The 13,505-nt window shown below is 72.2% G+C and carries 15 protein-coding genes; 7 read left to right on the forward strand and 8 right to left on the reverse strand.

Annotation, left to right across the window (positions count from 1 at the left end; translation table 11 throughout):
* Positions 1 to 2 precede the first annotated feature (2 nt).
* Both AC27IY_RS07965 and AC27IY_RS07970 read right to left on the reverse strand, forming a co-directional pair.
* On the reverse strand, positions 3 to 971 hold the full coding sequence (locus tag AC27IY_RS07965) for a DUF2382 domain-containing protein (RefSeq protein ID WP_487177563.1): 969 nt from the start codon (positions 969 to 971) through the stop codon (positions 3 to 5).
* A 158-nt stretch (positions 972 to 1,129) separates the two neighbouring features.
* On the reverse strand, positions 1,130 to 1,408 hold the full coding sequence (locus tag AC27IY_RS07970; protein WP_344207004.1) for a WGxxGxxG family protein: 279 nt from the start codon (positions 1,406 to 1,408) through the stop codon (positions 1,130 to 1,132).
* A gap of 314 nt (positions 1,409 to 1,722) precedes the next feature.
* Here AC27IY_RS07970 and AC27IY_RS07975 point away from each other — a divergent pair, with 314 nt between their 5' ends.
* From AC27IY_RS07975 to AC27IY_RS07990, 4 genes are all read left to right on the forward strand, one after another.
* Positions 1,723 to 1,887, forward strand: a complete 165-nt coding sequence (locus AC27IY_RS07975; RefSeq protein WP_177240487.1) for a hypothetical protein — start codon at positions 1,723 to 1,725, stop codon at positions 1,885 to 1,887.
* A gap of 47 nt (positions 1,888 to 1,934) precedes the next feature.
* Positions 1,935 to 2,270: a chorismate mutase gene (locus AC27IY_RS07980; protein ID WP_364460218.1), complete on the forward strand. Its 336-nt coding sequence runs from the start codon at positions 1,935 to 1,937 to the stop codon at positions 2,268 to 2,270.
* 120 nt (positions 2,271 to 2,390) lie between these two features.
* The gene (locus tag AC27IY_RS07985; protein WP_344207006.1) at positions 2,391 to 2,804 is read left to right on the forward strand and encodes a peptidase inhibitor family I36 protein; all 414 of its coding nucleotides are present in this window, start codon (positions 2,391 to 2,393) and stop codon (positions 2,802 to 2,804) included.
* Positions 2,805 to 2,924: 120 nt separating this feature from the next.
* On the forward strand, positions 2,925 to 3,350 hold the full coding sequence (locus AC27IY_RS07990; RefSeq protein WP_423445784.1) for a nuclear transport factor 2 family protein: 426 nt from the start codon (positions 2,925 to 2,927) through the stop codon (positions 3,348 to 3,350).
* Between the two features lie 10 nt (positions 3,351 to 3,360).
* On the opposite strand, the gene AC27IY_RS07995 is transcribed toward AC27IY_RS07990, so the two are convergent.
* Together AC27IY_RS07995 and AC27IY_RS08000 are read right to left on the reverse strand one after the other, a co-directional pair.
* The gene (locus AC27IY_RS07995) at positions 3,361 to 3,834 is read right to left on the reverse strand and encodes a proteasome activator (protein WP_344207008.1); all 474 of its coding nucleotides are present in this window, start codon (positions 3,832 to 3,834) and stop codon (positions 3,361 to 3,363) included.
* Between the two features lie 73 nt (positions 3,835 to 3,907).
* Positions 3,908 to 5,140, reverse strand: coding sequence for an FAD-dependent monooxygenase (locus tag AC27IY_RS08000; RefSeq protein ID WP_487177564.1), 1,233 nt, complete (start codon positions 5,138 to 5,140; stop codon positions 3,908 to 3,910).
* 273 nt (positions 5,141 to 5,413) lie between these two features.
* Between AC27IY_RS08000 and AC27IY_RS08005 the strand changes: the two genes are divergently transcribed.
* Positions 5,414 to 5,800 (forward strand): hypothetical protein, encoded by a 387-nt coding sequence (locus AC27IY_RS08005; protein WP_449954880.1) that lies wholly within the window; start codon positions 5,414 to 5,416, stop codon positions 5,798 to 5,800.
* A gap of 70 nt (positions 5,801 to 5,870) precedes the next feature.
* Here the strand turns inward: AC27IY_RS08005 and AC27IY_RS08010 are convergent, their stop codons facing one another.
* Positions 5,871 to 6,719: an SAM-dependent methyltransferase gene (locus tag AC27IY_RS08010; RefSeq protein WP_371248388.1), complete on the reverse strand. Its 849-nt coding sequence runs from the start codon at positions 6,717 to 6,719 to the stop codon at positions 5,871 to 5,873.
* 633 nt (positions 6,720 to 7,352) lie between these two features.
* Between AC27IY_RS08010 and AC27IY_RS08015 the strand changes: the two genes are divergently transcribed.
* On the forward strand, positions 7,353 to 8,561 hold the full coding sequence (locus AC27IY_RS08015) for a low temperature requirement protein A (RefSeq protein ID WP_487177565.1): 1,209 nt from the start codon (positions 7,353 to 7,355) through the stop codon (positions 8,559 to 8,561).
* Positions 8,562 to 8,603: 42 nt separating this feature from the next.
* Here AC27IY_RS08015 and AC27IY_RS08020 read toward each other — a convergent pair whose 3' ends face one another.
* The 3 genes from AC27IY_RS08020 to AC27IY_RS08030 are packed head-to-tail and all read right to left on the reverse strand — an operon-like array spanning position 8,604 to position 11,969.
* Entirely contained in the window at positions 8,604 to 9,656 is a 1,053-nt protein-coding gene (locus AC27IY_RS08020; RefSeq protein WP_487177566.1) for a diacylglycerol/lipid kinase family protein, read from the reverse strand.
* Positions 9,657 to 9,710: 54 nt separating this feature from the next.
* The gene (locus AC27IY_RS08025) at positions 9,711 to 10,844 is read right to left on the reverse strand and encodes a winged helix DNA-binding domain-containing protein (protein ID WP_487177567.1); all 1,134 of its coding nucleotides are present in this window, start codon (positions 10,842 to 10,844) and stop codon (positions 9,711 to 9,713) included.
* A 9-nt stretch (positions 10,845 to 10,853) separates the two neighbouring features.
* Complete coding sequence (locus tag AC27IY_RS08030) at positions 10,854 to 11,969, reverse strand: acyltransferase family protein (RefSeq protein WP_364460245.1); 1,116 nt, start codon at positions 11,967 to 11,969, stop codon at positions 10,854 to 10,856.
* A gap of 91 nt (positions 11,970 to 12,060) precedes the next feature.
* Between AC27IY_RS08030 and AC27IY_RS08035 the strand changes: the two genes are divergently transcribed.
* Complete coding sequence (locus tag AC27IY_RS08035) at positions 12,061 to 13,503, forward strand: carboxylate-amine ligase (protein WP_487177568.1); 1,443 nt, start codon at positions 12,061 to 12,063, stop codon at positions 13,501 to 13,503.
* The last annotated feature ends 2 nt before the right edge of the window (positions 13,504 to 13,505 follow it).

Consider the following 13,505-nt stretch of genomic DNA (forward strand, 5'->3'; position numbering starts at 1 on the left):
GCCTACAGCGGCGGCCGGCGGTCGCCCGGCTTGGTGCCGTGGGTCGTGTCGTCCTCGTCGATCTCCACGTGCTCCTTGCGGACCTGTCCGCCCACCGTCTTCTCCTGCTCGACGGACTGCTTGTGCGCGTGGATGTGCTCCACGGGCCGGGTCTCCTTGCCGATGACCGCGCGCTCCTCGTGCAGGGTCATGGTCTGCTCGTCCTCGCCGATGTCGTACGAGCCCGTGACCGCCTCGCCCTCGCGGATCGGCTCGCGCTCGATCACCACCTCCTCGTGGCTGAGCGGTACGGTCTCCTGCACGTTCTCGGTCTCGACGTACTTGCGGAGCCGCACCCGGCCGCTCTCCACGGTCTCCTTGCCGATGCGGAGACGCTCCTCGGACATGGTCATGTCGATGTCGGAGTCGGCCATGTCCCCCGTGCGGCCCATCTCCGTCTTCGCTTCCATGCCGCTGGTCCCGGTCCCGGTCGTCTCGTGTTCACGGCGTACGCGTTCCATGTCGCCCATGTCCTCGCGGTCGCCCGTCGTGCTGGCGGTGGGCTTGGTCGGCATGGTGGGCGTGGCGGTGGGCCCGGCGGTGGGTGTGGCCGGACCGGGGACGGGTCCGGGGCGGGCCTCGCCGGTGGGCGAGGTGCTGCGCTGCTGCGGGACGGCCGGCGGCTGGAGGCCGTAGTGCTGGTAGAGCCGCGCCTCCTCCTCGATGGTCAGATGGCCGTCCACGTCGATGTTGGGTGCGTCCTTGATCTTCTCCTTGTCGAAGGGGACACGGATCTCGTCCCCGCTGCGGTGGCAGCCGGAGAGGGGCACGAAGGTCTCCTTCATGCCGAACATCCCCGTCCGTACGGTGACCCACTCCGGGTCGCCGGTACGGTCGTTGAGGTACACCTGGCCTACCTGGCCGATGGACTGCCCGTCCGACCCCACGAGGTGGCAGTCGAACAGGTGCCGGATCTCTGTTTGCAGTGCCACGACGATTTCCCCCGTTTGCTCGTGTGATTCAGGAGGGACGTACCCGCAATCCTCACAAAACACCGCAATTCGGACATATGGCACAGTCAAGGTTGGGCCGGTCGCATGGAGAGGGGCCCGTCGCGTACGGCGGGCCCCTGGATGAGAACGTCGGCGTGCTACCGGCGCATGTTGCGATTGCCGACGTGCTCGGCGGTGCCGACGTCATGGTGCTCGCGACGCCGCATGCCGGCGAAGCCCAGAAGTCCGAGCAGGCCCAGCAGGCCCCACAGACCGGCATTGCCGCCGCCGTCGTTGCTCTGCCTGTTGTTGTCCTGCGGCGCAGGAGTGACCTGACTGTGCGCCACGGGCGCGACCGGCGTCTCGGCCGTGGCCGCAGCGGCCGGGGCGAGCGTCAGGAAGAACGCCAGTCCCAGTCCGGTGAGTGTCTTGCGCATTGGGTTCCCCCGATCCGGCGGCCCCGCGATTGCCGAGACCGCCTGTTCTGCCTCCCTTGAAGGAAGGCCCCAAGCGGGGCGATCTCTGTCTCCCCCTGCTCATCAGGTCCCATACCGTCATGAATCTGTCTCAAACGCCTTCTACTTTCGGGCGGAGGGCCCCGGCGAGAGGGCTCCGACCGGCTTACTCGCCGGAGTGACCTGCGTCTCTCCCCAGCACGTAAGGTTTCAGATCTCTTCCTTCGGGCAGTAGCACGAAGTCAACACATCCGACTGAGCCCCCCGGCTCCGACCCCTTCTGCCTGGAGACGATCATGCCTTCGACCGCAACTCCCGCCGATCCTGCCGGATCCCGCATGTTCTGCTCTGGTGACCCGTCCAACCTGGCCGGCAACGCCCACTGGTGGAACGAGTTCGGTGAGGACGGCAGGGGCACGCTCTACCGGTGCGAAGTGTGCGGGGTGACCGACCTGGGGTGAGGTGCCCGATGTGAGTAGCCTGCCGGATTGATGGCAGGCTGTCCCGCATGGAAAACTCCCAGCCCCTCCCGGAGGAGGCCGTCCTCGAGGAGCTCCAGCGGCTCCGCTCCAGCATCGACAACCTCGACGCCGCCCTTGTGCACCTGCTGGCGGAGCGGTTCAAGTGCACGCAGGAGGTCGGCCGGCTCAAGGCGGAGCACCGGCTGCCGCCGGCGGATCCCGAACGCGAGGCGCGGCAGATCCGCCGGCTGCGCGGCCTGGCCGAGGAGTCGAAGCTCGATCCGGTCTTCGCCGAGCGGTTTCTGAACTTCATCATCGCCGAGGTCGTACGCCACCACGAGCTGATCGCCAGCAGCATGTCGGAGAGCCGCGCGCGGAACTGACGAACGCCCAGGCAGCGGCCGGTGGGCACGGAACCCCGCCCGAGTCAAGACTTTCTTGACGAAGATCGGCGGGGTATGTTCGGCCCACCGGCGAAAGAAACTTTCATCCGAAGAGGTGAAATGGGCAAGAAGTTACACCCGCTGCTGACTCTGCCGATCGTGGCGCTCGCGCTGCCCCTCATGTCCGCCCCGGCGCAGGCCGCCACCGGCTACGACCGTTGCCATGAGGGCTATTACTGCCTGTTCAGCGGCCTCGACGGCACGGGCGACATCGTCGAGCTGAACACCAACGTCCCCGACCTGGCGGTCTACGGCATGGCCGACCGCGCCAAGTCCGACTGGAACCGCACCGACTCCGTCATCCACCTCTACTCCGAGGCCAACTGGGGCGGCTGCACCGCGGCGACCGGGCCACGCGGGAAGGGCAACTTCTACAGCACCTACCGCGACTTCTTCAACGGGGTCCGCATCGGCGGCCCGAACGGCCCCTCCTGCGGGATCTCGGACGAGTTCCGCGTCAAGTCGCACCTCTGACCTCACCGCTCCGCGCTCTCAGGCGGTGCCCGGCACTGCCGGGCGCCGCCCTTTTTGCGTCCCCGATCCGTATGCTGTACGGTACGGCGTACGGCAAGCACGAGCACAAGGGAGTCGCACATGTATCAGCCGAGCGCCGAAGAGCTGAAGAGCATCGAGGAATGGTTCGCCGAGTACGACGCCCTGGCCGAGCGGGGCGAGCTCGACAAGCTGGCCGACCTGGGCGTCTTCCCCATGAACGTGGCCACCGACGTGCCCGGCGGCCACGCCGCGGTCCGGCAGTGGACGCGCGAGGAGTACCTGGAGACGATGAAGGAGGCGATGGGCGGCGGCACGGCCGGGCTGGACCTCCGCTCGCGGCGGACCCCGCACTTCCTGAGCCCGAACCTCGTGGTCGTCGAGACGCGGGCCACCATGACCGTCGAGGGCCAGGAGCAGGAGATGCACTACGCCGACCTGCTGGTGCGCACCGAGGACGGCTGGGCCTTCCAGACGATGATCCAGGGCGGCTGGGGCTACGGCTGGCCCGCCGCCAGGCGCGGCTGAGCCCGGGGCCTCACAGGTACGGGCCCGTGCCGCGCGGCCGGTCCGGCAGTGCGTGGCCCTGACCCTCGGGCCGCGCCGGCCGGGCGCCGGCCTGCTGGAGCGCCAGCCCGGCCTTGATGCCCTGGAAGACGCCGTCCAGCCAGCCCACGAGCTGGCCCTGCATGATGCGCAGCTCCGCCTGGCTCGGCAGGCCGGGCGGCTCCTCCGGCATCAGGCGTTCGAGCTCCTCACGCAGCTCGGGCGCCACCGAGTCGCCGATCTCCTCGATGGCCCGCAGGTGGATGTGCCTGAGCTGGTCGCGGGCGCGCTCGTCCAGGGTCGTGTCCTGGGCCTCGTCCAGCAGCATGCGCACCATGTCGCTCATGCGCAGCAGCCGGGCCGGCTCGGTGACGCGGGCGATCTCCCGTTCCGCCGCGGTGGCCTGCGGCGACACCGCCGGGGGGCCGTGCTCTCCAGGGCGGGGCGGGCCGGGTGTCGATGTCATGAGCCGTCCTCCGGGGTGCTGTTCGCGCGTGCGATCTCGGTTCCTCACCCCCTGCCCACGAACGGCGGCCTGATTACCCGCCCTCCGTGGGCTGCGGGCGGCAGCACTCGCAGGTCGGGACCCGGCCGAGCTTCGCGGCCACCCAGTCCGTCCCCATCTGCACGCCCTCCACCGCGCGGCCGACGTGGTAGTAGAGCCTCGGCGGCACCCGCCCGAGCAGCGTGCCGTGCCGCTGGCCGAGCAGCGCGACGAACTGGTGCGGCGGAAGGGCGGCGTAGCGGGGCAGGTTCTCGTACCAGCGGGCGCTGTTGCGGGCCGAGCGCTGAGTGGGCCGGATGGAGGGGATGCGCTTGCGCGAGTAGAGGGCGAGCGCGGCCTGCGGGTCGGGCTCCTTGTGCAGCGCGTCGGCCAGGAAGGCGGCGTCACCCAGCGCGAGCGCGGTGCCCGCGCCGATGGAGTAGTGGGTGGTGTGCGCAGCGTCCCCCAGCAGGACCAGGTTGCCGCGGTGCCAGCGGCGGTTGGTGAGGGTGCGGAACCTGAGCCAGTGGGCGCTGCCGTCGGGCTGCTCGCGGCCGATCAGCGGGTGCCCGTCCAGGACGCCGGCGAACAGCTTCTCCAGCACCGCCAGGCTGTCGGCCTCGCTCGCCCCGTCGAGGCCGAGGCCCGTCCAGGTCGCGGGCGCGCACTCGATCACGCAGGTGCTGTGCTCGTCGCCGTACGGGTAGCCGTAGCACCAGATCCAGCCGTGCGCGGTCTCCACGAACGAGAAGACGAACGAGTCGAAGATCCTCGTCGTGCCGAGCCACATGTAGACGTTGCGGCCGACGGCGAACTCCGAGCCGAAGTGCTCGGCGTGCGGCTCGCGCATTCTGCTGTTGATCCCGTCGCCCGCCACGACCACGTCCATGCCGGCCAGCTCGGGCGCGTCGGGGCCGGTGATCTCGTGCTCGTACGCGATGTGCACACCGAGCTCGCCCGCGCGCCGGCCGAGGATGTCCAGCAGGGTGCGGCGGCCGATGCCGAAGCCGTCGTCGCTGTGCTCCATCGTGAGCGTCGCGCGCTCCTGGAGCTCGACCACCCAGCTGTCCCAGTGGACGGAGTTCTCCCTGATGGCCTGGGCGGACTGCGGGTCGAGGGCGTACAGGTTCTGCAGGAGCTGCACCCAGTACGTCACGCCCCAGCCGTAGGTCGAGCCGGCCGGGTTCCGCTCGTAGACCGTGATCTCGTGGGACGCGTTCATCCGCTTCATGAGGATCGAGAAGTACAGGCTGGCGGGCCCACCGCCGACGCAGGCGACCTTCATCATCGAGCTCCCATTACCCATATTGTGACCGGTATGTAGCAGAAAGTAGCAGGCCGGTTACAGGGTGAGGTCTACTCTCATAGAGCCCCAGGTCATGACCTCGCCACGGGGTCGTAGAGGGCCCGCGCAGACGTTCGAAGCCCGCCAGAAGTTCACGAGGCACGTGCCAAAAAATCTTTGGCGCGGCACTCCGGGGTGGCTCGCGCCGCAGGCAGGCCGGTGAAATTACGTTCTGTCGTGGCTCCTATCCGTGAGTTACCCAAAGGGGGAAACCGAATGCTTCGTCGTGCTCTGGCGGGCTGCCTCGCCCTTGCGGCCGCCGGTCTCGTCACCGCCGCCGGCTCCGCAGCAAACGCCGACATCAAGGCGCCGAACGCCCGCGCCGGGGCGATCGTGGACTCGTACGGCGCCGTGATCGACGGCAAGAACGTCATCCGCTCGTGGCGCCCGAGCGAAGGCAGCTACTGCGTGCAGATCGCGCCCCCCATCGACACGAGGGACGCGCTGATCCTGCTCACGTCGCGGACCGAGGGGCGGGTGCCGTCCATCGCCTACCGCTTCCCGTCGCAGCAGTGCGACAACCACCCCAACACCGTCGCGGTGCGTGTCCTCTCCACTGCGGGCAAGTCCGCGAACGGCGGCTTCGATCTGCTCATCCCCTGACGTCGGTCAGGCCGTGACGGCCGCGCGCCCCACCCGGGGCGCGCGGCCGCGCCGTTTCCGCCGGGGCTCGTCAGGGGATGTGGGCCACGGCTCCGTAGTTGCCCGAGGCGGCGGGCTGGTCGGCGCAGGCGGCGTCGTCCCCCGGGACCGGGTCGCCGGCGTGCCACTCGGGCACCCAGACCAGGCCCGGGTCCACCAGGTCAAGGCCGTCCAGCAGGGCCTCGACCTCCTCCTTCGTACGGATGGCGAGACGCGGGAGCGTCATGGCGAGCATGTCGCGGACGGCGGGAAGCAGCTCCTGGGGGACGGCGTCGAACGTGGTGTGCGCCAGGGCGAGGAAGCTGCCCGCCGGAGCCGTGTGGCGCAGGCGCTTGATGACGTAGTGGGCGTACTCCTCGTCGTCGAGGCTCTGCGCGGACAGCAGCAGGACCGCTATGGGCCGGTCCCAGTCGAGGAAGGTCTGGACGACCCGGTCGCCGAGCATCTCGTCGATCTCGTGGGCGTCGCCGTCCACGACCCGTACGAGGTCGGAGAAGGGCTCGATGGTGGCCTGGGCCATGGTGACGACCATCGGGTTGTTCTCGACGTACACGGTCCGGACGGCGGAGCTGGGGGAGGCCTGGCGGGCGAGGTCGTGCAGGCGGCGGCCGGGCGGGAGGCCGCTGGGCACGCCACTTCCGATGATCATGAATTGGTCGACGCCCTCGTGGGCGGCCAGATGGCGGATGACGCGGGAGAGGAATTCCAGGACGGCACGGGCGGCGGTGGTGACGACGGGAGCGGCCTGCTCGAAATGGCGCACCATGTCCTTGTCCGACTGGAAGTTGTTCTTCCCGCCGGCCGCGGCGTCGAAAAGACGCGTCATGCGCGCCTGCGTCGTTTCGAGCTTGGCCAGGTTTCGGACAGCCCTTTGGTGCATGAGCGTTGCCCCTTTCCCTCGCCGCCACCCGTCCGGGGTAGGCGATCTCCGGACCTCACTCGATGACTCTGACCATATGTTCCAACAATTCCAGTCAATCGCAATGCGGTAGACCGGTTATTTCGGGAAATGTTTGTGACCAGAATCGCGGCGACAGGGGTCTGTGAGGGTTGTTCGATCAAGAAATGGTGTCGCATTTCTGCACGTAGGTGGCGGTTTGCCGGAACGGGAAGAAGGGGGTCGGCGGGCCGCTGAATGATCGAATTCGGGGGCTGTTCCGGGGTTGTGATATTTCGGGCTTATGGGCTGAGTGAGGTTTGTGGGGTTGAGGGGCCCGCGTGTGGTTTCACGTCGGCGGCCTCGGCGGTCAACCCGCCGTGTCCGGAACGGACGGCCGCGGGCCGCCGGCCGCCGCCGCGACAGCAGGGGCGGGCGGGAGCCGGCACGGACGTCGCGCGGCGCGGGACGAGGGGATGGCGAACCCTTACAGATCGCGGAAAACAGGGTGATCGTGGAGACGTCCCCCTATAACCGCCTATAACCTTCCCGTCGGCAATCGATCCGGGAAGGAAATGGGGGTGGCCGGCCATGGCCGAGCAGGGGGACCCGCGGCGCGGGCCGAGGTTATCGAGCGTGACCGGCCAGGCGGGGGAAAGCCACCGGACGACGGCCTTCGAGCTCTTCTTCGACCTGGTCTTCGTGTTCGCGGCGACCCGGGTCACCGTCCTCATGGGGGGCGAGCACAGCGTGCACGGGCTGTTCCAGGGGCTGCTGCTGCTCGCGCTGCTGTGGTGGACGTGGGAGGGCTACACCTGGCTCGGCAACCAGGCACGCGCGGACGACGGCGTGGTACGCGGCGGCATGGCGGTGGCGAGCGCCGCGGTGATCGTCATGGCGCTGACGGTCCCCGAGGCGTGGCGCGACGCTCCCGGCGGGCTGGACGGGCCGCTCGTGCTCGTGGGCGCGTACGTGCTGGTGCGGGCCACGCACCTCACCGTGCAGTTCGCCGTGGACGGGGCCGTCGTGGGGACGGCGGCGGGAACCGGGGCGGTGGCCGGGGGCGGCGAAGGGGCGCGCCGCCGGCTCGGGCTCTCCTGGGCGACGTTGCTGGCGGTCGTGCCGCTGCTGGTGGCGGGGGCGCTGCTCGGCGGGTGGGCGCAGACGGCGCTGTTCGCCGGGGCGCTCGCCGTCGACCGGGCGGGGACGCACCTGGCCGCGCGCCGGGGCGGCCTGTGGATCGGCGACGCGGCGCGGTGGAGCGAACGGCACGGGCTGTTCGTGCTGCTCGCCATCGGCGAGTCGGCCGCGCTCGCCGGCGTGGGGGTCGCGGAACGGGCGGTGAGCGTCCCGCTGCTGGCCGGGGGCGTGCTCGGGATCGCGGTGGCCGTGTGCCTGTGGTGGCTGTACTTCGACGTGGTCGCGCCGGCGGCCGAGCACCGGCTGGTGCGCGCGCTCGGCGTGATCCGCGTCAAGATGGTCGTGGAGGGCTACACCTACGGGCACTTCCCCATCGTGGCCGGCGTCATCGTGACCGGGCTCGGCGTCCAGGGCGTGCTGGCCCACGCGGGCGAGGGCGTGGCGCTCGGCGGCTTCAACGCCTCCGTCCTGTACGGCGGCGCCGCACTCTACCTCGGCGGGCACGTGCTGTTCGGCGGTTTGATGCACGGCGTGCTCAGCCTGCCGCGGCTGCTCGCCATCGGCGCGCTGCTGGCCGGGCTGCCGGTGGCGATCGCGCTGCCGCCGCTGGCCGCGCTGGCGGGGCTGACGCTCGTCCTGGTCGTGCTGGTCGCCGTGGAGACCACCCGCTTCGCCGAGCAGCGCCGCGACCTCCGGGAAGCCTGAGCGGACCGGGCCGCGCGGTCGGGAACGCGGTCGGGAACGCGGTCAGGAACGCGGCGCGACGACCCGCCAGGCGGCCGGGCGGAGGGTCCAGGAGCGGCGCGGAGCGGGCGGGCACAGCTCGCCGTCGGCGTTGGCGGGCACCGGCTCGCCCTCGACCACGACCGCGCGTCCCCGGAACGTCGCCACGTCGTCCCGCTCGGGGTGCCGGCCGAGCCGCAGCAGCACCCCGTACGCCAGCCGCCCCCACGGCGAGACCGCGTAGGAGACGATCACGTCGGCGAGGCCGTCGTCGGGGCGCGCCTCGGGAGCCAGGGGAGTGCCGCCGCCGATCGAGGCGCCGTTGCCGACGCCCACCATGAGGACCCGCCGCCGCCCGTCGGCGACCAGCTCGCCGTCCACGCGCACCCGGAGCCGCCAGCCCTTGCTGCGCACGCCCGCGAGCAGCGCGCCGGCGGCGTACGCGGCCCGGCGCAGGACCGGCTTGAGCGGCGTCGCCCGCCGGCTGGCCTCCGCACCGACGCCGACGTGCACGGCATTGATCACGATCCCCCCGCTCCCGCCGGCCGCGTCCTCGCCGGGCCCGCTCCCGCTGGGCGCGTCCTCGCCGGGCCCGCTCCCGCTGGGCGCGTCCTCGCCGGGAACGCCGCGGGCGGACGCGTCCCCGACGCGCCCGTTCTCGCCGCGCCCGTTCTCGCCGCGTCCGTTCTCGCCGGGCGGGTCCTCGACGAGCAGGTCCAGGGGGCGGGGCGTGCCGTCCAGGACGACGTGGGCGGCTTCCTCCGGGTCCAGGGGGATGCCGAGCGTGCGGGCCAGGTCGTTGCCGGTGCCCATCGGGATCAGGCCCACCGGGCGGCGCTCCAGCTCGCCGCGGGCCAGCAGCGCCGCCACCACCCGGTGCAGGGTGCCGTCGCCGCCGAGCACCACGGGCTCGCGGTCCGGGTGTTCGGCGAGCGCCCGGTCCAGGTCGTCCGGCCGTTCCAGGGCGCGGAAGACCACGTCCGCCCCGCCCCCGAGCACGCCGAGCACCGCCCGGCGGGTCGCCTCGTCGTCCCCGCCCGCGGCCGGGTTGCCCATCGCCAGCAGCCTGCGCGCCATCCCACTCCTCCCAGGGACCGCCCCGGTGCCCCGCCACGGGCGGGCCAAACGCGGTCAGGCCGGCAGGATGCGTACCTCGGCCGCCGGCAGGGCGCCCCACCAGCGGGCGTAACTCAGGTACACGCGCGGGTCGCGGCCGGCCAGCAGCGCCAGCAGCTCCCTGGCCTCGGCGGCGAGCCCGTCCCACGTCGTCTCGGGCAGCGGGTGGAAGGCGGACGCCTCGATGCCGCCCTCCGCCGGCCGCCACACCCCGGCCACGTGGCCGTCCACCAGCAGCGTGGGCAGGACGTCGCCGTTGGCGCGGATGACGAGCTTGCGGTACGCGGGCGGGATGACGCGGGCCCGGTCGGCGTGGGCGAGCAGCAGGTTGTCCCACATGGCCATGAGCCGGGGCGGGGCGGGTGTGTCCCCGCCGGGCCGCGGCGCTCCCGGCACGTCGAACAGCTCGGTGCCGTCCGGCCCCTCCAGGCGCTCCAGCCGGTCGGACAGCGCCTGGATGGCCGCGCGCGCCCGTGGTCGGTGGACCAGCGCGAACTGGGCCACGTCCAGCACCGACGCGGGCCCGAACGCCTCCAGATAGCGCAGGGTGAGCTCCCGCAGGCAGTCGTCCTCGTCCCCGGGGACGGAGCCCGGCCGGGCGGCCAGGTACGCGGGCCGAGGCCCGAACGACCACGCCCCTCCGGTCGGCGCGTGCCGCAGCGGCGCGATCGAGCGCATCACCCGCAGCACGCCCTTCGGCGACAGGGGCGCGCGCTCGGCGATCCACGCCTCGATCTCGGCGCCCGTACGCGGCCGGTCGGCGGCGAAGGCCAGCAGGTCAGGCACGAGAGCGTCGGCCTCGGCGGGCGTGAGGCCGGTCTCGGCGAAGCGCCGGTCGCCGAGCCGTGAGCCCCGCAGCGTCCGCCGCAGGGCGAGGTGCATGGCCGGATGGTCGTCGGCGTGCACCACGTGCAGGGTGATCCGCATGAGCGTGGCCTTCACCAGCGAGCCGTCGGCGAACGCCGCGTCCAGCGCGGCCGGGTCGAACCCGGCGAGCCGGTTCCAGAGCGCGAGGTAGGGCGAGGCGGGCTGCTGCGCCTGCAGCCCCACCAGGCGGCGGACGGCGGGGGCGACGTCCAGCGCCTCCCGGCGCAGCAGGAACTGCCGGGCCAGGGTGGCGCGGTTGAGATCGCGGAGGGTCAGGGGCATGGGGACAATCTAGGCGTTCTGCGGCCGGCGCAGCCGCCGTCCCAGCCGCTGCGCCGGCGCCTCGATCAGGCGGTACGTCACCCCGCTCAACGGGACGAGCACGAGGTAGTACACCCAGATGTCGGGCGCGAGGTGCAGCAGGAGCGGATGCAGCAGGTAGAGCGAGAAGCTGACCACGCCGAGCCAGGTCAGCCAGCGCGGGAAGGCCCGCCCGCGCAGCGCGAACGCCAGCCCGAACACGGCGAAGGCCAGCACGAGCGCCGGCGCCCAGCCGGGGTCGTCCTTGGCCGGGATCCCGCAGCCGAGCACGGCCGCCACGGCGACGGCCGCCGCGCGCCACGGGATCTCGCCGCGTTCGGCCCGGTACACGGCGGTGCCCGCGAACATGGCGGCCAGGATGATCACGCCCTGCCAGGTGCCGCCCCGGCTGCCGGCGACCACCAGCGCGAGGCCGAGCAGGCCGCCCGTGACGGCGGCCGCCGTACGGGCCCGGCCGCCGGCCAGCGCGGTCACCACGACGGCGGCCACCACGGCGAGGCAGAGCAGCGCGGCGAGCAGGTCGCCGCGGCCGATCACGGCGCGCGGCATGAGCAGTCCTAACGGCACGGCGGCGACCGCCAGGGCCACGGAGATCCCCGCTGACCTGCGGGCCCGGCCGGTCACGTAGAGGGCCACGCTGATGAGGTAGAACGCCATCTCGTACGACAGCGTCCAGGTCACGGACACGACGGCGGGCAGGTTGAGCAGCTCCTGGAGCATCGCCACGTTGCCGAGCGCGACGAGGGGGAGCGGGCGGGAGCCGAGCCCGGAGGAGAGCGGGACCAGTCCGGCGGCGGCCAGCAGGAGCGCCGCGCAGCAGGCGGTGAGCAGGAGCGGGAGGAGGCGGAAGGCGCGGCCGGTCCAGAAGCCGCGTACGTCGCCGCGCCGCTCCAGCGAGGCGGGGATGATGTAGCCGCTCACCAGGAAGAACACGAACACCCCCCATGTGCCCAGATCGACGCGCGCGTCGACGACGGCGTAGAGGGCGGGGACGAAGGTCCAGCCGCCGTGGTGCGCGGTGACGGCCAGCGCCGCCGGCCCCCGGAGGGCGTCCAGCCAGGCCAGCCGGGCAGGGGGCAAGGACATTCGTCGGAGTCTAGGCCATCAAGGACGATGCTAAACCTGCGATTTATGGGGGAGTGTCATCCTTTAGGGCGCGATGTCGGGGGTGATGGCCGTGCCGAAGCCAGGAGAGCCCGTCAAAGTGGGGGTGGAGGAGGAGTTTCACGTCGTGGACCTGCGGACCCGCCACCTGGCGGCCCGGTCGGGACTGCTGCTGGAAGCGCTGCCCCCTGCCCGGTTCACGCACGAGCTGCAGCGCTCGATGGTGGAGTCCAACAGCCTGCCCTTCCGGGGGCTGACCGACCTGGCCGGTGACCTGTGCGGCATGCGCGCCGCGCTGGTCCGCGAGGCGGAGGCGCTCGGCCTCGGCGTCGTGGCCGCGGGCAGCCCGCAGCTCGTGGACGAGGACCAGCTCAAGATCTTCCCCGACCCGCGCTACGAGCGGATGCTCATCGACTTCCAGGTGCTCACCCGCGAGCAGCTCATCTGCGGCATGCACGTGCACGCCGAGGTACGTGACCGGGAGCTGGCCGTGGCCGTCGCGCACCGGCTCGCGCCGTGGCTGCCGCCGCTGCTCGCGCTCAGCGCCAGCTCCCCGTTCTGGGACGCCGCCGACACCGGCTACGCCAGCTACCGCACCCTCGTGTGGCAGCGCTGGCCCACGACCGGCCCGATGGCGTCCTACGGCTCGGCGGCCGAGTACCAGCAGATGATCGACACGCTGATCCGCTCCGGGGTCATCGCCGACCCCGGGATGATCTACTTCGACATCCGGCCCTCCTGCCACCTGCCCACGGTCGAGCTGCGCATCTGCGACTCCTGCCCGCGGCTGTCGGACGTCGTACTGATCGCCGGGCTGTTCCGCGCGCTGGTCGCCACCGAGCTGGAGGCGGCCCGCCGAGGGGACGGGCGCGAGGTGCGCCTGGAGGCGGTACGCGCGGCGACCTGGCAGGCGGCCCGCTCGGGGCTGGAGGGCGAGCTGGTCGACCCGGTGGAGGGGGTGCCGCGCCCGGCGGCCGAGGTGATCGCGCTCCTGCTCGACCGGGCACGCCCGCACCTCCTGGAAGCGGGCGACTGGGAGCTGGTCTCGGCGCTGGCCCGGCAGGCGCCGGCACGCGGCAGCTCGGCGGCGCGGCAGCGGGCGGCCCACGCCCGGCGCGGCCGCCTTGAGGACGTCGTGGACCTCCTGCTCGCCGAAACCCGCTCCTGCGACTGGTCCCCAACCCCACCCGACCCCCGCCCCGACCATCAGCCCGACGCCCGACCCGGCCCCGAGCCCGAACCTCAGCCTGATCACCGGCTCGACCCCGGACCCGAGCCCACCCCTGGGCCTGACCACCAGACCGTCCACCGAACCGACCCCCAGCCCGGCCACCAGACCGACCACCGAACCGACCCGCGGCCGGACCGCCAGGCCGACCCGCGGCCGGACCACCAGCCCGGCCACCAGACCGGCCACCAGACCGGCCACCAGCCCGAGCTGCGGCCCGGCTCCCATTCCGACCCCCATACCGACCCCCATACCGACCCCAGGCCTGATCACCGGCCGGCGGTCTGACG

Source organism: Nonomuraea sp. B208 (assembly GCF_057536035.1).

Excerpts from the sequence above, each read along its gene's own strand:
- AC27IY_RS07970 (WP_344207004.1), bottom strand. The coding sequence starts at position 1,408 with ATGCGCAAGACACTCACCGGACTGGGACTGGCGTTCTTCCTGACGCTC.
- AC27IY_RS07975 (WP_177240487.1), top strand. The coding sequence starts at position 1,723 with ATGCCTTCGACCGCAACTCCCGCCGATCCTGCCGGATCCCGCATGTTC.
- AC27IY_RS07980 (WP_364460218.1), top strand. The coding sequence starts at position 1,935 with ATGGAAAACTCCCAGCCCCTCCCGGAGGAGGCCGTCCTCGAGGAGCTC.
- AC27IY_RS07985 (WP_344207006.1), top strand. The coding sequence starts at position 2,391 with ATGGGCAAGAAGTTACACCCGCTGCTGACTCTGCCGATCGTGGCGCTC.
- AC27IY_RS07990 (WP_423445784.1), top strand. The coding sequence starts at position 2,925 with ATGTATCAGCCGAGCGCCGAAGAGCTGAAGAGCATCGAGGAATGGTTC.
- AC27IY_RS07995 (WP_344207008.1), bottom strand. The coding sequence starts at position 3,834 with ATGACATCGACACCCGGCCCGCCCCGCCCTGGAGAGCACGGCCCCCCG.
- AC27IY_RS08000 (WP_487177564.1), bottom strand. The coding sequence starts at position 5,140 with ATGATGAAGGTCGCCTGCGTCGGCGGTGGGCCCGCCAGCCTGTACTTC.
- AC27IY_RS08005 (WP_449954880.1), top strand. The coding sequence starts at position 5,414 with ATGCTTCGTCGTGCTCTGGCGGGCTGCCTCGCCCTTGCGGCCGCCGGT.
- AC27IY_RS08010 (WP_371248388.1), bottom strand. The coding sequence starts at position 6,719 with ATGCACCAAAGGGCTGTCCGAAACCTGGCCAAGCTCGAAACGACGCAG.
- AC27IY_RS08020 (WP_487177566.1), bottom strand. The coding sequence starts at position 9,656 with ATGGCGCGCAGGCTGCTGGCGATGGGCAACCCGGCCGCGGGCGGGGAC.
- AC27IY_RS08025 (WP_487177567.1), bottom strand. The coding sequence starts at position 10,844 with ATGCCCCTGACCCTCCGCGATCTCAACCGCGCCACCCTGGCCCGGCAG.
- AC27IY_RS08030 (WP_364460245.1), bottom strand. The coding sequence starts at position 11,969 with ATGTCCTTGCCCCCTGCCCGGCTGGCCTGGCTGGACGCCCTCCGGGGG.